The following is a 20,703-nucleotide window of genomic DNA, read 5'->3' on the forward strand; positions in this document are numbered from 1 at the left end:
ATGGGTAATCGGTAATGGAAAGAAAGAATTGTCCTCTCACTCCCCCACTCCCCCACTCCCCCACTCCCTACTTTCCACTCCCCACTCCCCCCTCCCCACTCCCCCACTCCCCCACTCCCTACTTTCCACTCACCACTCCCCCACTCCCCCACTCCCCCCCTCCCCCACTCCCCCCCTCCCCCACTCCCCACTCCCCTGTTAACCTTTGATAATATTTTGACAATTTGGTTCATAGAGGGGTTTACCATACTTCATGGGGTAAAGCTGCACCAACGCGCGATCGCCCCAATAATTCGGTAAACCTTGAAAAAACGCTATGTTTCCTCAACATCGCCCTCGCCGTTTGCGTACCCATTCTCAATTGCGTCGAATGGTACGTGAAACTGTTTTAAATACAAGTGATTTAATTTACCCTCTGTTTGCTGTACCAGGTGAGGGAATCGCGAATGAAGTCAAATCAATGCCGGGAGTTTATCAACTTTCGGTAGACAAAATTGTTGAAGAAGCCAAAGAAGTTTATGACTTAGGAATCCCCGCGATTATTTTATTTGGGATTCCCGCAGATAAAGATGTCGATGCCACTGGTGCATGGCATGATTGCGGTATTGTCCAAAAAGCTGCAACTGCTGTAAAAGAAGCAGTACCAGATTTGATTGTCATCGCTGATACTTGTCTGTGTGAGTATACCAGTCACGGTCACTGCGGTTATTTGCAAGTTGGTGATTTGACAGGAAGGGTTTTGAACGATCCGACTTTAGAATTACTCAAGAAAACAGCAGTATCGCAAGTGAAAGCCGGTGCGGACATCATCGCACCTTCGGGAATGATGGATGGATTTGTCCAAGCAATTCGTGCAGGTTTAGATGAAGCTGGATTTCAAGATACGCCGATTATGTCGTATGCTGCTAAGTACGCTTCGGCTTACTACGGTCCTTTTCGGGATGCCGCAGACTCAACACCGCAATTTGGGGACAGACGTACTTACCAAATGGATCCAGGTAACGCCAAAGAAGCGATTAAAGAAATTGAACTTGATATCGCTGAAGGTGCTGATATGCTTATGGTTAAGCCAGCTTTGGCATACATGGACATTATCTGGCGTGTGAAAAGCGCTTGTAACTTACCCGTTGCCGCTTACAATGTTTCCGGTGAGTATGCGATGGTTAAAGCCGCTGCCCTCAACGGCTGGATTGACGAACAGCGCGTGGTTATGGAAACTTTAACCGGATTTAAACGCGCCGGCGCTGACTTAATTTTGACCTACCACGCCAAAGACGCGGCGCGGTGGTTAGAAAAATAATGAATGGGGCATAGGGCATGGGGAATGGGTAATGGGTAATGGGGAGACAAAAAGACAAAGGGGACAATTTCTTTCTATTACCTATTCTCAATGCCCAATGCCCAATGCCCAATGCCCATGTTATAATTAAAAGCTGACTACGAGATACTACAGAAGTGGAGCGTTGCTTCCTTTGCCAGACTGGTAGGCGATCGCTTATAAAGAATATAGTTAATATTTTTTCAATTGGCATTTTCACGTCAATTGATTTAATAACCAGTTTAAGAATTTTTCAAGGAGATATGAGAATATGGATATGCAAGTCCTGAGAGAGCGTGCGGGACTAAGCCGTGCTGAAGTTGCCTTCAGACTTGCAATCAGTGAAACAAGTGTTCGCAACTGGGAAGCTGGGCGTACAGAACCAACAATGACACCAAAAAAATATTTAGACGCTTTGCGCCTTTTTAAATGTACACCTGAAGAGTTAGCACAGGCAAGCGAAAAGTCAATTAATCAACGACACAAGCGCAAACCCGGAAGACCAAAACGCTTTCCAGATAATAATCAGGTAACTCAAGTGCCTGACTCACCAGTTACGATGTTAAACAAAACTTAATATTTTTTCGTAGTAAGCGTTGAAACGCTTATTTTCTAGGCACTTCAGTGCCTACTACAAAATTACAACGTCATACAAGCTTTGCAACGCCTGTAGAACTTTTTGTGACAAAGCAAACTTAATGGTAGCAATTAATTGCCCCCATAGTTTTAATTCATCGTTCATCGTAACTTTGCCCAAATTTTTGGGCGTAAAACTGACACGAAAAATCCGGAACGTGATTAGTTTTTAGCTTGCGCCAACGCTTGCGCCAAGCTGTGAAAATCTTTTACCGTAGGAGGTGCAACTCCTAAAATAGAAGGAATTTCGGCGTAACTGACAAATCTACTCATGCCGTCAGCCACCACCAAAATCATATATCTCCACAAACGGATTTGTTTAATTTTGGCAGCATCGATGTTGAGAAGCACCAGCCACTACCTCAATCACGAATCTCGATATAAGGATTAATTTCGTTTGACTCTTGCTTAATTATTGTTATCATAAAATTAGATTTAATGTTATTCAGGCGATCGCTTGACGAGCAAAACTTATCAGGCGATCGCTTTTTGTACTTAACTATTTAGATTCAAGGGTACATACCTACCTGTTGTCAAGCATGGGATTGGTGAAGTTGCGGATAAAAGAATATGCCGCAGAAAAAGGTTGGACTCTAAAGGAAGTTTGCGCTCGCTCAGGGGTAGGTTACAGTGCTATAAAGGTTTATGCACGTTCTCCTTTCCTTGGCAACAGTTGACGTTACTGCCTTACACAAGTTGGGGCGGACGAATGATTGTGTTGATCGAAGACTTATACTTTCATTGTGCAAGAGTAGGAAAGGGAACACGCCGGATTCAGGGTGCTATTTGCTTGATGATTTGCGCTTTCTTACTCAAGTAGTGCGATCGCTAACTGTATTTTCCCCAGTGGCGCGATAAGATTCTAAAACAAGAATTGTATTAAAGATTTAAATGGCAGAAACTTTATTCTTCAACGCCCTACGAGAAGCCATTGACGAAGAAATGGCACGCGACAAAAGCGTATTCGTTCTCGGTGAAGACGTAGGACATTATGGCGGGTCTTACAAAGTTACCAAAGACCTATACAAAAAATACGGTGAACTGCGAATTCTTGACACCCCCATTGCCGAAAACAGCTTTACTGGAATGGCAGTAGGCGCAGCGATGACCGGCTTAAGACCGATAATCGAAGGCATGAACATGGGCTTTTTGCTGCTAGCCTTTAACCAAATATCTAATAACGCCGGGATGCTGCGCTATACCTCCGGCGGTAACTTTAAAATACCGATGGTAATTCGCGGTCCTGGAGGGGTAGGACGGCAACTAGGGGCAGAACATTCCCAGCGATTAGAAACATACTTTCAAGCTGTTCCCGGCTTAAAAATTGTTACCTGCTCTACACCTTACAACGCCAAAGGATTGCTGAAATCAGCTATCCGCGATGATAACCCGGTATTGTTCTTTGAACACGTTCTGCTTTACAACTTGAAAGAAGACCTGCCAGAAGAAGAATATTTACTACCACTAGATAAAGCAGAAATTGTCCGTCCGGGGAAAGATGTGACAATCATCACTTATTCCCGGATGCGGTATCATGTAGCGCAAGCAGTGAAAGTTCTGGAAAAACAAGGTTATGACCCAGAAGTAATTGACTTGATATCCTTGAAACCGTTGGATATGGATACTATCGGTGAATCCGTGCGGAAAACTCATCGCGTGATAATTGTCGAAGAAGCCATGCGAACTGGTGGTATAGCCGCCGAATTAATTGCTTCAATTAACGATCGCCTGTTTGATGAATTAGATGCTCCAGTCTTGCGGCTTTCTTCCCAAGATATTCCCACACCTTACAATGGCAATTTAGAGCGCTTAACAATTGTTCAACCAGAGCAAATAGTCGAAGCCGTAGAAAAAATGCTAGCTTTGCGAGTTTAGAACTGGGAATGGGGCATGGGGCATGGGGCAATGGGCATTGGGAATTGGGCAATGGACATCGGTAATAATTCTTTTTCTAGCCCCTAGTCCAAGCGTCCCCATGCCCCATGCCCCATGCCCCATGCCCAATGCCCATTGCCCAATTCCCCAGCCCCTTCATAACTCGATAAAATAGCGCTATCATAGCCTTTGTCAGTTGCGAGTTATGGTATGCAAAGACAGCGATCGCTATTAGCCTTGATTTTAGTTATGGTAATTGCCGCGATTACGGTAATTGCTACAATTCCGATTCCCTTGGGGCTGGATTTACGCGGAGGTTCACAGCTCACAATTCAGGTGAAACCAACAGCGGAGATTAAGCAAATCACCGAACGCGAATTGTCAGCTGTGAAAAGAGTAGTTGAAGGACGTATCAACGGTTTGGGTGTTTCTGAACCAGTGATTCAAACGGTGGGTACAGACAAAATTTTAGTGCAACTACCGGGAGTTAACGACCCAGAACAAGCTGAACGAGTTCTGGGAGGTACTGCACAGTTGGAATTCCGCTTGCAAAAACCCGGTACGGAAACTCAATTGTTTGCTTTTCAAAGATCGAGAGAAGAATTGAAGGCAAAACAACAAGAATTGATCAAAACTAAAGACGCAGCGGCAATTGCGAAAAATAAAGAAGAGTTACAAAATAATAATCAAGCGATCGCTGAATTATTTGAAAGTACCAACCCGCCTTTAACTGGTAAATTTCTCAAAGATGCCTATGGCGAACCGACTCAAGGCAACAACTGGAATGTTGCCATTCGCTTTGATACTAAGGGTGGCGAATTATTTGCCCAACTGACAAAAAGCCTCGCCGGTACTGGTCGCAGTATTGGTATATTTTTAGATAATGAAGCGATTAGCGCTCCTAGCGTCGGTCCAGAATTTGCTGCCGCAGGTATTACCGGTGGTGCTGCTGTAATTACAGGTAGATTTACCGCACAAGAAGCAAACGACTTAGGTGTGCAGCTACGCGGTGGGGCATTACCCGTACCGGTAGAAATCGCCGAAAGACGCACAGTCGGTGCAACCTTGGGTAAAGACAGCATTCAACGCAGTATTTATGCTGGTATCGGTGGTCTGAGTTTAGTATTAATCTTTATGGTGGTGTACTATAGACTACCAGGATTGATTGCCGACATAGCATTAGTTATCTACTCTTTGCTAACTTGGGCTAGCTTTGCTTTGTTGGGTGTGACGCTCACACTGCCAGGAATTGCCGGATTTATTCTCAGTATTGGGATGGCAGTTGATGCTAACGTACTAATTTTTGAACGCACGCGGGAAGAATTGCAATCAGGTAAAAAGTTGTATCGTTCTGTAGAATCTGGTTTTTATCGAGCATTTTCTAGTATTTTAGATAGCAACGTGACGACATGGATTGCTTGTGCTGCTTTGTTCTGGCTGGGGTCTGGGTTAGTTAAAGGCTTTGCCCTGACTTTGGCTTTGGGTGTAGCAGTTAGTATGTTTACAGCGATTACCTGTAGTCGGACACTGATGTTTTTGGCAATTTCAATTCCTGCATTGAAGAAGCCAGAACTTTTCTCTCCTAACCTGCCAAGCTCGAATCAGGCAGAGGTAGCTCAGTAAACTACCCACCACGCTCCCTGAGTACAGGTTCAGTGGGGGCTTTTAAAGCTTAGAGTTTACCCGACTAAGTACCTTGAGTACTACGATTTTCAGGTCATCTCACCTACAAATACGTAGCCAGTTTGTAGCTCTGAGGTCAACGGTTAAACAAGCATATTGGGTTGAAGCTAGTGTCGTTGGCGTAAAAAGCCTTCAAATCATTGTCCAGGCTAACTTTACCCGTAAGGAGGGACGTATGTCCAAAATATTGTGCGATTCGTTGGCTATAAATCAAGCCTGTAAAGGCTCAGAGGGATTAGCCGCAAGGAAAAAGCTGGAGTACCAGAACTACCTTGACAATTTGATATTCCATGCAGGTGAGGGTAACAACCCAAGTCCTGACCCACAGATGCAGTGGTGAAAGCATCACCCCCAGGTTGGAGACTAGTCATCAAAGCCTGAAGCGGGGTGAAAAGGTGGTTAAACTGGCAGCCTATAGCTGGTTCCCATCGAGTAAGAACCCATGATTAGCGCAAGCGAAGATACACGCGAACCATCGTTAGGACATACCAGCGAAATAAGGCTTTTTGCGCTGGAGCCAAAAGGCAAAGGATAGGGAGTTGGCAATTAAGACTTTGACCAACTGCATTTCCCGATAAACCCGGTGGAAAGTATCAATCTAAAGGTTCAACCAATGGATATCAGAAACGAAGTAACCCGCGCTTATCTCTCTTGGAGGTCGAATACCAGGAGTAGGTGCTAACCGGATGAGGGCGTTGGGTGGGATTGGGTCAGAAGCTAATGCCCTCCTGTAATAGCAGGGATACGCTGACAGACCCACGATGATTTGGAAAGTAGGGTTTCAAGTAAGAGTATATATGTCTAAAACACAGGAAAACCTGATGGTGGAATGGAAGCACATTGAATGGCGCAAGCTGGAAAAATGTGTCTTTAAGCTCCAAAAGAGAATCTACAAAGCCTCTCAGCGTGGTGATGTAAAAATAGCTCACAGACTCCAAAAGATGCTGATGAAGTCTTGGTCAGCAAAAGCACTATCGGTTCGTAGAGTTACCCAAGATAACCAGGGAAAGAAGACGGCAGGTGTGGATGGTGTCAAATCACTAACCCCGAAGCAACGTCTCATCCTGATTGGTGAACTTAAATTGGGAGCCAAAGTCAATCCAACTAGGCGAGTATGGATTCCAAAGCCTGGGACGGAAGAAAAACGACCTTTGGGCATACCTACAATGAAAGACCGAGCTTTGCAAGCACTTGTCAAACTGGCATTAGAACCAGAATGGGAAGCGCGATTTGAACCAAATTCATACGGGTTCAGACCAGGACGCTCATGCCAAGATGCAATTTCCGCCGTTCAAAAGGCTATCAATCAAAAAGCCAAATACGTGTTAGATGCGGACATTTCCAAGTGTTTTGACCGCATTGAACACAAAGCACTGCTCAAGAAGATAAACACATCCCCAATCACATGCAGACAAATTCGCGCATGGTTAAAATCGGGAGTGATGGATAATAGGCAGTTCTTCAGTACATCTGAGGGTACACCGCAGGGTGGCGTAATTTCCCCACTACTAGCAAACATTGCCCTCCACGGGATGGAAAATGCTATTAAAAAGGCATTTCCAAGAAGGCAACCGAGAATCAATGGGAAAAAGGTAGATATACCGCCACCAGATGTAATTCGGTACGCCGATGACTTCGTAATTTTTCACGAAGATATAACCGTAGTCCAAAGATGCCGTGAGTTTATGGTGGAATGGTTGTCAGGCATGGGATTGGAATTAAAACCTAGCAAGACACGAATCGCACACACTCTCAATCCATTGGGAGAAGAGAAACCTGGATTCGAGTTTCTTGGGTATTCTGTAAGACAATTCCTTTGCGGAAGATATAATTCCGTAAGGAGTTCCCAAGGAAAGCCTCAAGAGTTTAAGACAATCATCACACCAAGCAAAAATAAGCAAAAGATACATTACGACCAAATCGCCAAAGTAATAGAAAGACATAGAGGAGCGCCACAATCGGCGCTAATCTCACACCTTAACCCTATTATTAGGGGATGGGCTAACTATTACTCAACGGTAACAAATACGGTAGTTTTTAATAAATTAGATTACCTATTGTATCAAAAGCTCAGGGCTTGGACAAAACGTCGTCACACAAATAAGAACTGGAAATGGGTCAATACCAAGTATTGGCAAACTATAGGTGACGATAACTGGGTATTCGCAACCAAACATGAAAGTTCAGCCCAAATGCGATTGCTAAAACATGGCAATACATTACACGTCAATCATGTTAAGGTAAAAGGCGAAGCGTCTCCATACGACGGAAACCTAGTTTATTGGAGTATAAGAAAGGGAAATAATCCTGAATTGCCAAATAGAGTAGCAATACTCCTGAAAAAGCAAAAAGGCAAATGTCCCTACTGTAGATTATTTTTCCGTGAAAACGATGTGATGGAAGTTGACCATACAATCCCCAAATCACAAGGTGGAAAGGATTCTTACAATAATTGGCAACTCTTGCACAGACATTGCCACGACATCAAGACAGCAAGTGATTACAATGCTGTCGGCACAGAATCCGACTGCAAAAGTGTCGAGCCTAAGCCCACCAAACGCCTTACAAAGGTTAATGGGAAATGGGTAATTGAGGTACTCATGACAACGAGCCAAATCAACGAGGAGCCGGATGAGGTGAAAATCTCACGTCCGGTTTTGAAGCCGAGCATGAGGGGTGACTCTCATGCTTAGGTTAACCGTTATTGATTCAGAAAAACGACCATTAGACCCAATTCATCCAGCTACAGCGAGGCAACTACTACGAAACAAAAAAGCAGCAGTTTATAGACGATTCCCGTTCACTTTAGTATTAAAGGAATCACGCCCTGAATCCCCAGTATCAGCTTTGAGGTTAAAGATTGACCCTGGAGCTAAACATACAGGAATTGCATTAGTTAACGATACTACTGGCGAGGTTGTTTTTGCTGCTGAACTGAAGCATAGAGGTTTTGCAATTAGAGATGCTTTAACTTCTAGAAGACTATTAAGACGTAGTAGAAGAAACAGAAAAACTAGATATCGTCAACCAAGATTATTGAACAGAACACGTCCAAAAGGTTGGTTAGCTCCGAGTTTACAAAGCCGGATTGAAAACATCAAAACTTGGGTTGATAAATTACGCAAATTGTCGCCAATTAGAGCGATTAGTCAAGAGCTAGTACGCTTTGATATGCAATTGATGCGTAACCCTGATATTCAAGGAAAAGAATATCAACAAGGTACACTTGCGGGTTACGAAACTAGAGAATTCTTATTAGAAAAGTGGAATAGACAATGTGCTTACTGTGGAGTTAAAGACGTTCCACTTCAGATAGAACACATTCATACCAGAGCAAAAGGAGGTTCTAATTCAATCACAAACCTGACATTGAGTTGTGAAAAATGCAACACAAAGAAAGGGACTAAGGATATCAAAGAGTTTCTCAAAAAAGACCAGTCAAGGTTAGAGAAAATCCTTAAGCAAGCCAAAAGACCATTGGCAGATGCGGCAGCAGTTAACACTACTAGATTTGCTCTGTTGTTCGTTTTAAAAGTAACTGAATTACCAGTAGAAACTGGTTCTGGTGGTTTAACGAAGTTTAATCGGAACCAACAAAATCTAGAAAAAACCCATTGGCTAGATGCTGCTTGTGTTGGTAGCTCAACGCCAACTCTCAATATTAAAAATGTCAAGCCATTGTTGATTACAGCAAACGGTCACGGTACACGCCAATCATGTCGTACAGACAAATTTGGATTTACCGTTCGTCATTGTTCAAGAACTAAATTTCACTTTGGTTTTCAAACTGGCGATATTGTCAAAGCCATTGTCACCAGTGGCAAAAAAATAGGCGAATACGTTGGAAGAATTGCAACTCGTGCAACAGGAAGTTTCAATGTCTCAACCAAAAATGGATTAGTTCAAGGGATTTCTTACAAGTATTGCAAACATATTCACAAAAAGGACGGTTACTCGTATGCAACCTAAGAAATTAGGAATTGCTCAACTGTCCCTCTCGTTGTTTCTGCTAAAGCAGAAAAACACTCAAGGGACGTTTGACAATTCCCCCTCCATTCCTGCGCCAGCGCTGCGGGAGAAGAGCCACTGCGTTGGACGGGTTCCACAGGCTACAGCACGTGGCGTTTTCCCTCTCCTTGCAAAGACGCTGCGCGAACGTGCCGGCTCTGGCATCCCCACTACTGAGCGGAGTACCGCTACAGTGGGGGTCTTTTGGAGGTTTTAGATGAAACTAAGTATAAATAAATCGCGATCGCTTTGGTGGACTATTTCTTCTGTCATCATCATCATTGGTATCATTTCGATGGTGATTTCTTGGCAAACTCCGGGAATCAAATCACCCCTGCGTCCCAGTTTGGATTTTATCGGTGGTACGCGCTTGCAATTTGAACGCGATTGTACAAGACCGGGTAATTGTGATAAACCAATTGATATTGCCGCTGTTCGCGAAGTAGCCAAAGAACAGGGAATAGGCGATAGCAGCATTCAACTTGCTGGTGAGAATGGCGTAACAATTCGCACAAAAGATTTGACTGTCGATCAACGCAGCAAATTACAAAACGCCTTAAGCGAAAAAATCGGTGTTTTTGACCCGCAAAAAAATCAAATTGACTCGGTTGGTCCGACATTAGGGCAAGAACTATTTAGGTCTGGTTTATTAGCTCTCCTCGTGTCTTTTGTTGGCATCACCGTCTACATGAACTTCCGCTTTCAGTTAGACTACGCCATTTTTGCGATTATTGCTTTGTTTCACGACATCTTGATTACAGTAGGTGCGTTCTCGATTTTGGGTTTGATATTTGGCACTGAAGTTGATAGTCTGTTCATTGTCGCCCTACTGACAATCACAGGTTTTTCAGTGAATGATACCGTAGTCATTTACGATCGCATTCGCGAAACCGTCAAAACCAATCCTAATAAATCAATTAACGATATTGTAGACGATGCAGTAAACCAAACCTTAGCACGGTCAATCAACACCACCTTAACCGTGTTGCTGACATTATTTGCTATCTTTCTCTTTGGCGGCGAAACTTTGCATAACTTCGCCCTAGCCTTGATTATTGGCTTTACAATGGGCGCTTATTCCAGTATTTTCATCGCCAGTACTCTTTTAGCTTGGTGGAGAGAACGCACTGGTTCATCCACACCCACAGCAACTAGAGAATCGATGGATGCATCCGCTGAAAGTTAGTAGATAGTCGATAGTTGATAGTGGTTAGTCGATAGTCGATAGTGGTTAATGGATAAGAGTAATTTTTGACAACTAACAACTAACACTCAACACCCAACAACCAACAACCAACAACTAACAACCAACAACTAACAACCAACAACCAACAACTAACAACTAACACTCAACACCCAACAACCAACAACCAACACCCAACAACCAACAACCAACAACCAACAACTAACACCCCCACGCCTATGGATCAATTTGAAAAACCGCCAATAACAGATCCATCTTTTGCTCAACAAGTACAAAAGCTACACCAATTGACAGTATATGGTAGATGGTTGTTCTGCCTATTTTTGTGGCTCACCCTTGCGCCGATTTGCTTGTGGTCTTTGCGTGAAGAAATTGTTCTGTGGCGACAATATTTTACCTGGGTAGCGGTGCGATATGGACTTTTTTATCATCCATTCTCTACCATTGGTTTAGCTTTTTGTATCGGGATGACTGCTGCTGTTTTAGTTTGGCAAAGTCGGAATATCTTAATGGGTTTACCACACCAAGAACAGCAACGTTTAGAAAAACAAGTTTGTCGGATACGCCAGCAAGGATCGAGTCATCCACTGTGGAAGTGGATTTGTCAATAAATCTTGAAGTATAAAATTTAAAAATAGTTGGAATATATACACTACAGGCGATATATAGAAAAATCTGACTTAAGGATAGCCCATATCATGAGTTTCCAATAGATATACTACTATAGCTATCTGAAAAAAATAAAACTTAACGATAGCAAATATATTGTAAAAATTGGATACGGTGGCATGAATAATACTCAAATTAAATTTAGCGATCGCAAGTCAGAAATTGACCTTTACCAACTCCAAGAGCTATTTAATATTGCTGCTTTCTGGGCAAAAGGGCGCAGTATAGAAGATATGGGCATAGCCATTGCTAACAGTCAGCCAGTAATTAGCGTGCGCGATAAAGAACGATTAATTGGCTTTGCGAGGGCAACTTCTGATGGTATTTATCGTGCCACAATTTGGGATGTTGTGATTCACCCAGACTATCGCGGTACTGGACTGGGAAGCAAATTAGTAGAAACGGTTTTGAGTCATCCGCACATGCACGGAGTTGAGCGCGTGTATTTGATGACAACACACCAACAGGGATTCTACAAGAAAATTGGTTTCCAGAGCAATTCCAGCACCACGATGGTGTTATACAATCAACCTAACCTTATGCCGACTCCGGAAATCCAGCTTCAGGAATCATTAGGGGGATAGAAAGTTGTAGCCTGCTATAATGCTCACTTGGTTCATTGCTAACGGGAGAAACAATTTCCAACTTTCCCCCCATAACTTCCAACAAAGTTTGATTTAGTAATAGCCTCATTCCTGGCGAAAAAAAAGCGTTTTGCTTGTCAGTATCAGGCATATATTCAGATTTAATTAAATTTATTGGCTCACTTGCAGGAATAGCATTAGTTGGCACATCCAAGCAAATATGAATAAATTTACTTGTAGGTGAAGAAGCAGTTGAAATAGAAATACTACCTTCTTCCATTTGAGTAATCGAAGTATCTACTAAATTTAGCAATACTTGCCTTAGCCAGCGCGGATCTGCCAAAACATAAATATCTGGATCGGGTGGCAAAAGTTGCAAGGTAAAATTGCGATTTGCCGCCAGCATATAAGTTAAGCTATGAACTTCCTGCAAAACTTCTGCTAAAGATTGGGGTTGGATATCTAATTTATTGTTGCCGTATTCAGTCCTGGAGACTTTGAGAATTTCATCAATTAACTTGAGTAGCTTGAGCGCACGTTCGTGAGCTTGGGCGATAAATTCTCGTTCCTCCGCCGCATCTTCACATAAATCTGACAAAATTAACTGATGTAAACCAATTAAACCATTGAGAGGCGATCGCAATTCATGGGTAGTCCGCGCCAAAAATCCCGCCTTAAACTGGCTCATTTCCCTTGCCATTTGATACGCCAGCATTAGACGCTTCATTTCTTGCTCAAGTGCTGATACATCTTGTTGCTCAAGCACTACATTCAAGCTAGAGGACGTTTTTCGTCGCGTAAATAACGCACTTAAACCCAGCCCCAATGCTATTCCCACTCCCAAATATACCCAGTTGCTCCAATCCATAAATTTGGCAATATCAAGTTATTAATTAACCATCAAGAAAAGCGAAGCAAAATTCCCAAGTTTTTAGTCCGCCAAACAAGAAGCTATAGGTAAAGATTTTTCTGTTTTGTGGTTTATTTGAAATTTGAGAGAAAAATCAGCAGTTTTTATATTCAGCACCCATTTGACAAAACTGCTCTATTCCTATCACTCAGCATACTCCTTGATTCTGACTTCCTTGGGGAAATTCTAACTTCCGATTGCCAAAATTTAGCCCAAAAATATAAGATAAATCAGAATTCAGGAGTCTGAAGAAAGTTAAGTCAAAAAATATACTAAAAAAATTGTATACTGCCAAATCAGAGATTTTGGCGTTTTTGTCTTAAACTTTTTATTCAAGTGTCAAAACTCTAAGTTCACTGCACCTTGTCGCAAAATTTGCCAATTGCTCCCAGTCCATTTAGCAACAGTCGAAGGTACACCGAGTCCTGGTATTTCTCGCTGGCATTCTGTTTCTGCCAAAGTCAGAACATCGGGAAACTGAGCCGCAATTTCTGTCATTGTCTGCAAAGCAGGTTGACCTGATACATTAGCGCTAGTAGTGGCAAGGGGACCTGTTTGCGCCAAAATAGTTTGAGCGATCGCACTGTTCGGTATCCGCACACCAATTGTCATCGAGTCTGTAGGATTCATTGCTTTTGGCGCACATCCTGACGCTGGTAACACCAGTGTCAACGCTCCCGGCAAATACTTATCCATGACTGAGCGCCAAATTTTATACTCTTCATCGCTACCAACTACATAAGACCACAAATCCTCTGCATCCGCTGCCATCAAAATCAAAGGTTTATCTTGGCTGCGTTGCTTCGCTGCAAAAATTAATTCTGCTTTTTCTGGTAACGCTGCGAGTGCAGGTACAGTATCTGTAGGAAAGCTTACTAAAAAGCCAGCGCGGGCGCCAGCAATCAAATCAACTAAAGAAACTTGTGTCATATTAGTTAACCCTACTTGAGCGCAAATCTGTCTCTAACACGACGAACTACATCGCAATACTATTTTTTACCTAAAGATTTTTACAAATAACACAATAATTGCACCCGTACCATTGTAAGATTTTGTGTAAATTAATTTCCTTAATTTATGCTGCTATCTACTAACATTTCTGAATCTCCCTCGGTTGAGCGCTTAGTTAACCTTTGGGCAGACCGTTACACAGTTGATGTATCTTCTTTATCCAAAAATCCCAAGTTCTATGGAGAATTGATGAAAGCAGCTTTGCCAGAAGCTCGAGGATTAACCGCAGCTAAATTATTGAATAATGTACTATATCGTACAACCAATCAAGCAGGGATACAGGCGAAATCCCTCTACGAATATATTCCTGACATTATTGATTCTCAATTGGCGCAGCGAATAAATCAATTTGCCTGCGAAGTTTATCAAAAAATACTAGAGATGTACCAGCAGCAGTCTGGTATCGTTGTCACTCCTATAACAACAGGAAATGTTTCTAACCAAATTTCTCTTTCGTTATCAGCAATACCAAATATAAAAAAGCTGGCAAATGAACTAGAACAAGTATTACTTAAATATCAGGATCAACACGTAACGGCAAAGGATTGGCGCGTCGTTGGCTTTCTGACTACGCTGTTCAATTTCAGTAACAAGTTACTTATTAATCAGTTGACATCAGTGGAGAAAGTTCTGCTGTGTCCCTACTTCAAGTTTGTTGAAGAACAAGTCGCTATCCCCTGGCAGCGAGTCTGTGCAGCTGCCGCTAAACATCAGCTTGGTTCTCCAGCCTTAACTTTAGTTGAGCAAATGTTAAAAGTAACTTCTGAGATTGGTTCAACAGTTTACTGCCAACTATTACAATTATTTCCCGATCATCGTAGCCTAAGAGGTGGATTGAGCGATCCAGATGTAGCACACTCTTGTCTTCGGGACTTAGATATGTTCCAGGCTTACTTGTGGCTTAGTGTGCTAGAGGAAAGTATAAGACCTGTGGAACACGAACTTGTGCCTCTATGTGTGATGGTCATGCCGAGTGTGGGAGTGAAATGGCAAATGATCGATAAATGGAAACGACTATTAGTAGATGAAATAGAAAGTCGCGTGCAGTTTGAACACAAGCTCCTTTTGCTGAATTACACTCAAGGTATGGAGCAAGCATTCTTTGAAGCGCGTAAGCGCCTAGCTGACCAAAGTGAGATGATAAAAATTCCCTCTGACCTTCGGGAAAACTTGACTTTTCACTTCAACGCTTAAAATCCCAGGACTTACACAACGCTTTCTCACCTACTTGTATCTATTTAGCAACACTCTTGCGACGGCAAAGCGTTCAATTCCCGCTAAATCAGCATGAATTTCAACTTCATTGCAATAGCTACCTTGATTAAGCAACATTTCCCGCACCGCATCCGCTTGTCCTGCCATCATCTCAATTAACCACACGCCACCAGGTCGTAAGTAAGTGGGAGAAATATCTATCAAATGGCGGATGCAATCTAAGCCGTCAGCACCACCATCCAGAGCTTGATGTGGTTCATGGTCAACTACTTCTGGTTGTAGCGTAGATACGGTGCTGGTGGGGATATAAGGCGGATTTGACACCATGCCGCTAAACTGACCTTTGAGCAATTCTAACGGCTCCCACCAAGAACCTTGATAAAAGCGAATGCGGTCAGCCAAACCGGAATTTAAAGCATTTTGTTGGGCGATCGCCAAAGCATCTGAACTGCAATCAACAGCATGAATTGTTGCTGTCCTAAAGACATCTGCTAATCCTAAAGCGATCGCACCACTACCAGTCCCCAAATCCGCCCAGTGACCTTGCTGTAAAAGCGGATTTGCCAAGCTTGCAGCCACAGCCAAATCAATTAAATACTCAGTTTCCGGTCTGGGAATCAAAACCGCATTCGATACCGCGATTTTAAACTTTCGCCAAGGTGTAACTCCAGCAATGTACTGCACTGGCAAACGGTCATTTAATCGTCTCTGCCAAAGATGCTCTAAATCTTCTAAAGGCAACTTGAGGGCGATCGCCGACCAGTCTTTAAAAGATTCCAAACGCAATGCCAAGCGGTCTAAACCAGCTACTTCTTGTAGTAACCAATCTACCTCAGATGGTGAAACATCAATGGCGATCGCTGCCTTGATTGCTGCATTGCGCCACTGCCAAAGTTGTAAACCAGAAACTAGATTTGGCTGTGTATCCGTCATTCCTTAACGTTGATTAGGCTTCTTGGGCTGTGAATTGTTGTTCGCTTTGAGTTGCTCAGATGAAATAAACACTAACGAGTTTGCCTTTCATTCCACTCAATAGGAGGCGAAAATCTATCCTTAGGCAGCGTCTTAATATATTCCCTAGACTCTGGGGATGGCACTAAAACAACTTGGTTCAGCCAAGCATCGTTTTTATCGTGCAAGGTTTTAATCACCCCATCTACATCTGTTACGTGAATATCAGCTTTAGGATACTTTGGCTTCACCTGATTCAACAAACCTTGTGCGTCTTGCTTGCTTAAGAACAAAGGAATAAGTTGCTGATTGTCAGCTTTGAGTTTAATTGGTACATATCCTTGTTCTGGTGAAAACCTAACAGCAAAAACAGGCACGCTTTTAAATTGATTTACTTGCTGACCGCTTTGACGCAGCAAGTCCATCGCTTCCTTCACCTCCGTATCGACAGGTTTAAAGGCAAATAAAAGGCGGTTTGGCTGATTTTTGGTTTTTTGCAATTGCTGATAAATTACCCCTAAAGGCACTGCCGTCACTTGTAGGCTTTTGACCACTTCTTCCATTTTCGGGTCTTTGCCTTTCACATTCTGTAATTCTTTAATAAACGATTGAGCCTCCTGCCGACTCAGATAAACACCAGTTACAGAACCAGTGGATTTTTGCCCATTTTGACCTTCAGGAATACGACGGCTTAAAGGTAAACCTTGGGAATTAGTAATTAAATAAACTGGTACTGAGTCTAGTTTCTTTTTTATTACTTGTTCACGAACAAACAAGTCATCCGCTTGGCGTGTTGTCACTTTTGGCGCAGGCAAACTAATACCCACATCTACACTTTCTCTTGGCAACAATCTGACAAAAGTGTTGATGGGAATGCCTGCATTTCTACCCGATTTCACAGTAGCAACAGTAGGATTTATCTCATCAAAATTAACATCAACTGCTGGTTCACTCCTACCATGAATGCCTATTACCTCACCTTTCTCATTCAGCACTGGACCACCACTCATGCCTGGGAGTGTAGCATTGTCATAAAATAAGGTATAGCCGCCATCAACAGATATCTGAGTAGCATTAGCAAGAATTTGCCCATCGCGGCAGTCATAAAAAGGTACTTTAATTCCGCCGGTCTTTGCCGGAAACCCAGTGATATAAATGTTTGTCCGTCTTTTCGCCTCATCAGAATTACCAATTTTAGCAACTTGATAATTTTGGCTGCTACTAAACTCCAAAACGGCTAAATCTACCTTTTGTGACAGCGGTTTCACTGTGCTGTATTTTAGTTGATAACGCTGATTATCTGGGGTGACAATTTCATATTTTAGATTGGGTTGATTGACCACATGATAGGCAGTGAGGACAGTATAAGTATTGCCTTCTCGCTTAATAATCACCCCAGAACCAGGTGCTTTACTATCAATTAATACGGTGATTTTTTCGGCAATAATATCCACTTCTTTACTACAGGATATTGCCTGTGCTGCTTGCGGCTGTATTATGGCGATTGATAGCCCTATGAATATGGACGGGAGGGTGTAGTTATAGTTCATAGGACTTACGCATTGACAAAAATCTCAGGTATGGGGTAGGGATTTTCAGGCATTAACGTTTGATTTTTCCAATATGAGCGATCGCTGCCTATCTGATACTAGTCACCAAAAGTCTGAAACGACCGAATTCCCTTAATACACATGATGTCCCATTTATACAGTGCGTAAGTCCTAGATTCATTATTTTTTCTTAGCGGGTACAGATGGTGATTGATTTTGAGCAGGAGCCGCAGAACGATTGGGTGGGTTATTTCCCATCAGCTTGCTGATATATTCAATGCTCTCAGAAGATGGGATTAAGGCAACTTGATTTAGCCACTGGTCGTTTTTCTCTTGCAAGGCTTTAATTATTCCGTCCATGTCCACGACTTGAATCTCAGCCTTGGGCACTTCAGACTTTACCTGGTTCAACAAATTCTGTGCGTCTTTTTTACTTAAAAACAGAGGAAAAATATCCTTGTTGTCAGAACGCCGTTTCATCAGTATGTAACCCTTGTCTGGCGAGTTCACAATAAAAACAGGCACGCTAAGAAACCGCTTGACCTTTTGACCGCTTTGGTTGAGTAATGCTACTGCTCCCTCAAGCTCCTGTTTTCCAGGTTGAAAAGTAAACAGCAGACGGTCTGGGCTGTTAGCGGTTTCTTTTACTTTCTGATAAATCACCCCCAAAGGCACTGCTTTCACTTGTAGGGTTTTTACTATTTCCGCTATTTTCGGGTCTGGGTCTTTCCTGTTCCGCAGCTGGTTCATAAAAGCCTGAGCTTCCTGAGCGCTCATAAAAACCTGTGTCACAAAACCTGGTTTTTGCCCGTTTTGACCCGCAGGCACAGAACTAGTTAGGGGTATGTCTTGATTATTCATAATCAAAAACACTGGTACTGAATCGAGTTTCTCTTTGACTTGTTGTTGTGTCAATGCCAGCACTGGGACATTTCCCACAAATACCGTCGAGAGCAGTGTACTCCCGATTAATCCTAATGTTGCGCCCCAGCGAACCAATGATTTCATGACTTTTCCTCGCATCAATACTTTAATTAAGTCGAGACTTTGGTTGGATTGGCACAGAACCAACTTGTTTTAGTTATAGTATCGTCTTCGCCAATTGACAGCGTTGTTTTCTTAATTTCGCCTTGCTTTTCACAGAGAAATGCTGTAAAAGCATTGATTGCTGCTGCTTTCTACCTAACGACGAAATCTGGAAACTCTCTAATAGATACGGGTGTAGGAGGAATCTGAAAAATTCCCCATGCAAGAAAATCTCACAAAAATTAACACCTCTATACCCATACATCATGAATCCACATACCGTGAAAAGTTAGGCTTTCTACAAGCAGCGAAAAATGTCCTCTACCTTTAAGGCGATAAATGCCATTTTATTGTCTTTTCTGAGGATAGTTGACACCATTGCCTAATGGATCGTTCCATAAATTTAAATTTTATATGTGCTTATTTTGACAATAATCCGATTTAAACATTTCCCGCCCCAATTAACATAAATGCTTTATATTGAGATGCTCAAATCAGATATGCTGCCAAAATCAATAAATATTTATACTTACTAAAAAGTCTAATCTTGATACTTTTTTGAGTACAACCCTTACTCAATTTTTAGTAAAATTCTCAGGAAGTTTTTATTTTTTAATAAAAAATGATAAAAACCCTAGATTCTGCTACTAAATCTAGGGTTTTATGATTCGCATTATGAAATCGGGATGACAGGATTTGAACCTGCGGCATCCTGCTCCCAAAGCAGGCGCGCTACCAAGCTGCGCTACATCCCGGTTATATTTATCCACTTTATATAGTGGTTAAGCATGAATTTGACATAATTACTTTGTTTAAAAGCAAAACTTTGGTAACGTTACCATATTTTTGCTTTTGCAGAGCAACTATGACATCTTATCAGATTTTCTGGTTGCTTAGTTAATTTATTTCATCGTCAAACTATTTTGCAAATAATTTGTCAAATGCAAATACAAAAATTTGTCTTTACACCGAGAAATAAGTTAAACGAACCTAGTTCTATGATAAAAATAGGTTTTTACCATCATAACTTACTTTTGGTCGGCAAGCATATTTATTTATATCAGGGATTACTGAGGATACCAAAACATGCCTTTAATACCTTCAGGATCGGCAACAAACCCCATAGTCCGATAGAAATCGACAACATGAGGGTCAGCGAAGAGAGTGACATTGCTAATCTCTTCACTTCGGAGTTTTTTGAGTACGTACTTCATCAGTGCTTTACCCAGTCCTTTAGCTTGAAAGTCCGGGTGAACTACCACATCCCAAATAGTGGCATTAAAAGCGTGGTCTGAGGTAGCACGGGCAAAACCAATCAGCCGTCGTTGGGTTCCTCGCACTTGCCACATTGTGGCTACGAGAAAACTATGCTCGATCGCTTTTTTCACTTTTCTCAAAGGACGACGCGACCAACCGACGGCATCACAGAGTTCTTCTAATTCATATAAGTCAATATCTCGCTCTGTACTAAAAACGATGCGAGTCTCCTTCGGAGGAGCATCGCCAACGCCATTAGAGCTAGAATTGCCTGCAACTTCAGCGCTCATCTCTTCAAACGAGTTTGTCCTAGATGACGCTACAGTTTCGGGAGTACTAAACCAAGTTTTCCAAAAACCCATGCCAACGTGGTTCGGGTAGTATAACTGAATTGGTTTCCATTGAAACAGTGTTGACCCACGGAATGAATCTCGCTACCCATTTGCAACCCCTCACACTGAAAATTTTTCTAGTGTTTTTGGGATTTTCAATTGGTTTAGCCAGTCAGGGCGTGTTTCACACCAATCATTTTCAACTTTAGCATTTTGTTGTAGAGCCTAGGAGAAATTAACCAAAACCGAAGGATATGAAAGTCAATTGTATATAAACACGCAGGACTGGGGCATTGGTAATTGGTAATTGGTAATTGGGCATTGGGGAGGCAGTGCCGTGCGGAGGTTCCCTCCGTTGAGGCACCTGCCGTCATTGGGGAGGCAGTGCGGTGAGGCAGCCCCCGACGGGCGCGGTTCCCGTCGATGGGGGACTGCCGAACCCGAAGGGTCTTGGTGTCGGACCAAGTGGAGCAC

At 42.5% G+C, this 20,703-nt stretch carries 21 protein-coding genes, 1 tRNA gene and 2 pseudogenes; 14 read left to right on the top strand and 10 right to left on the bottom strand.

What is annotated here, in order from left to right; translation table 11 throughout:
• Window positions 1–14: 14 nt before the first annotated feature.
• The 3 genes from AABK37_RS20600 (at window position 15) to AABK37_RS20610 (ending at window position 1,895) form a co-directional block, all read left to right on the top strand.
• Entirely contained in the window at window positions 15–209 is a 195-nt protein-coding gene (locus tag AABK37_RS20600) for a hypothetical protein (protein WP_432553397.1), read from the top strand.
• 107 nt (window positions 210–316) lie between these two features.
• Window positions 317–1,300 (top strand): porphobilinogen synthase, encoded by a 984-nt coding sequence (gene hemB, locus AABK37_RS20605; protein ID WP_432553398.1) that lies wholly within the window; start codon window positions 317–319, stop codon window positions 1,298–1,300.
• A gap of 289 nt (window positions 1,301–1,589) precedes the next feature.
• A complete protein-coding gene (locus AABK37_RS20610; RefSeq protein WP_432553399.1) occupies window positions 1,590–1,895 on the top strand; it encodes a helix-turn-helix domain-containing protein in 306 nt (101 codons plus the stop codon).
• 221 nt (window positions 1,896–2,116) lie between these two features.
• Here AABK37_RS20610 and AABK37_RS20615 read toward each other — a convergent pair whose 3' ends face one another.
• Window positions 2,117–2,305, bottom strand: coding sequence for a hypothetical protein (locus AABK37_RS20615; protein ID WP_432553400.1), 189 nt, complete (start codon window positions 2,303–2,305; stop codon window positions 2,117–2,119).
• A 188-nt stretch (window positions 2,306–2,493) separates the two neighbouring features.
• On the opposite strand from AABK37_RS20615, the pseudogene AABK37_RS20620 reads away from it, so the two are divergent.
• From AABK37_RS20620 to AABK37_RS20665, 10 genes and pseudogenes are all read left to right on the top strand, one after another.
• Window positions 2,494–2,687: pseudogene (locus AABK37_RS20620) on the top strand (helix-turn-helix domain-containing protein); the annotation flags it as partial.
• A 158-nt stretch (window positions 2,688–2,845) separates the two neighbouring features.
• Window positions 2,846–3,829 carry an alpha-ketoacid dehydrogenase subunit beta gene (locus tag AABK37_RS20625; protein ID WP_432553401.1) on the top strand — a complete coding sequence of 328 codons (984 nt, stop codon included), beginning with the start codon at window positions 2,846–2,848 and terminating at the stop codon, window positions 3,827–3,829.
• A 22-nt stretch (window positions 3,830–3,851) separates the two neighbouring features.
• Window positions 3,852–4,004, top strand: a complete 153-nt coding sequence (locus AABK37_RS20630; protein ID WP_432553402.1) for a hypothetical protein — start codon at window positions 3,852–3,854, stop codon at window positions 4,002–4,004.
• A 35-nt stretch (window positions 4,005–4,039) separates the two neighbouring features.
• Window positions 4,040–5,452, top strand: a complete 1,413-nt coding sequence (gene secD / locus AABK37_RS20635) for a protein translocase subunit SecD (protein WP_432553417.1) — start codon at window positions 4,040–4,042, stop codon at window positions 5,450–5,452.
• 857 nt (window positions 5,453–6,309) lie between these two features.
• Window positions 6,310–8,205: a group II intron reverse transcriptase/maturase gene (gene ltrA, locus AABK37_RS20640; protein WP_432553403.1), complete on the top strand. Its 1,896-nt coding sequence runs from the start codon at window positions 6,310–6,312 to the stop codon at window positions 8,203–8,205.
• The gene (gene iscB, locus AABK37_RS20645) at window positions 8,198–9,481 is read left to right on the top strand and encodes an RNA-guided endonuclease IscB (RefSeq protein ID WP_432553404.1); all 1,284 of its coding nucleotides are present in this window, start codon (window positions 8,198–8,200) and stop codon (window positions 9,479–9,481) included. Before ltrA ends, iscB begins: the two co-directional genes overlap by 8 nt.
• Window positions 9,471–9,737, top strand: coding sequence for a hypothetical protein (locus AABK37_RS20650; protein WP_432553405.1), 267 nt, complete (start codon window positions 9,471–9,473; stop codon window positions 9,735–9,737). The genes iscB and AABK37_RS20650 overlap by 11 nt, the downstream gene beginning before the upstream one ends.
• The gene (secF, locus tag AABK37_RS20655) at window positions 9,738–10,706 is read left to right on the top strand and encodes a protein translocase subunit SecF (RefSeq protein WP_432553406.1); all 969 of its coding nucleotides are present in this window, start codon (window positions 9,738–9,740) and stop codon (window positions 10,704–10,706) included.
• Between the two features lie 236 nt (window positions 10,707–10,942).
• On the top strand, window positions 10,943–11,335 hold the full coding sequence (locus tag AABK37_RS20660) for a hypothetical protein (protein WP_432553407.1): 393 nt from the start codon (window positions 10,943–10,945) through the stop codon (window positions 11,333–11,335).
• A 177-nt stretch (window positions 11,336–11,512) separates the two neighbouring features.
• Window positions 11,513–11,977: a GNAT family N-acetyltransferase gene (locus tag AABK37_RS20665; protein ID WP_432553408.1), complete on the top strand. Its 465-nt coding sequence runs from the start codon at window positions 11,513–11,515 to the stop codon at window positions 11,975–11,977.
• On the opposite strand, the gene AABK37_RS20670 is transcribed toward AABK37_RS20665, so the two are convergent.
• Entirely contained in the window at window positions 11,931–12,845 is a 915-nt protein-coding gene (locus tag AABK37_RS20670; protein WP_432553409.1) for a sensor histidine kinase, read from the bottom strand. The two genes, AABK37_RS20665 and AABK37_RS20670, sit on opposite strands and share 47 nt — an antisense overlap.
• Before the next feature lie 381 nt (window positions 12,846–13,226).
• Window positions 13,227–13,817: an L-threonylcarbamoyladenylate synthase gene (locus AABK37_RS20675; RefSeq protein WP_432553410.1), complete on the bottom strand. Its 591-nt coding sequence runs from the start codon at window positions 13,815–13,817 to the stop codon at window positions 13,227–13,229.
• 147 nt (window positions 13,818–13,964) lie between these two features.
• Between AABK37_RS20675 and AABK37_RS20680 the strand changes: the two genes are divergently transcribed.
• Window positions 13,965–15,092, top strand: coding sequence for a hypothetical protein (locus tag AABK37_RS20680; RefSeq protein WP_432553411.1), 1,128 nt, complete (start codon window positions 13,965–13,967; stop codon window positions 15,090–15,092).
• Between the two features lie 30 nt (window positions 15,093–15,122).
• Here AABK37_RS20680 and prmC read toward each other — a convergent pair whose 3' ends face one another.
• The 7 genes and pseudogenes from prmC to AABK37_RS20715 form a co-directional block, all read right to left on the bottom strand.
• The gene (prmC, locus tag AABK37_RS20685; protein WP_432553412.1) at window positions 15,123–16,046 is read right to left on the bottom strand and encodes a peptide chain release factor N(5)-glutamine methyltransferase; all 924 of its coding nucleotides are present in this window, start codon (window positions 16,044–16,046) and stop codon (window positions 15,123–15,125) included.
• Between the two features lie 71 nt (window positions 16,047–16,117).
• Entirely contained in the window at window positions 16,118–16,885 is a 768-nt protein-coding gene (locus AABK37_RS20690) for a Tic22 family protein (RefSeq protein WP_432553418.1), read from the bottom strand.
• A 147-nt stretch (window positions 16,886–17,032) separates the two neighbouring features.
• Window positions 17,033–17,614 (bottom strand): annotated as a pseudogene (locus AABK37_RS20695) (S1 family peptidase); the annotation flags it as partial.
• A 180-nt stretch (window positions 17,615–17,794) separates the two neighbouring features.
• On the bottom strand, window positions 17,795–18,622 hold the full coding sequence (locus AABK37_RS20700; RefSeq protein WP_432553419.1) for a Tic22 family protein: 828 nt from the start codon (window positions 18,620–18,622) through the stop codon (window positions 17,795–17,797).
• A 699-nt stretch (window positions 18,623–19,321) separates the two neighbouring features.
• Window positions 19,322–19,395 (bottom strand) — tRNA-Pro (locus tag AABK37_RS20705).
• Window positions 19,396–19,707: 312 nt separating this feature from the next.
• Window positions 19,708–20,259, bottom strand: a complete 552-nt coding sequence (locus AABK37_RS20710; protein WP_432553413.1) for a GNAT family N-acetyltransferase — start codon at window positions 20,257–20,259, stop codon at window positions 19,708–19,710.
• A 134-nt stretch (window positions 20,260–20,393) separates the two neighbouring features.
• Window positions 20,394–20,703 (bottom strand): hypothetical protein (locus AABK37_RS20715; RefSeq protein WP_432553414.1); only part of this gene is annotated, 310 nt, incomplete at its 5' end.

Source organism: Tolypothrix sp. VBCCA 56010 (assembly GCF_050875635.1).
Classification (GTDB): domain Bacteria; phylum Cyanobacteriota; class Cyanobacteriia; order Cyanobacteriales; family Nostocaceae; genus Hassallia.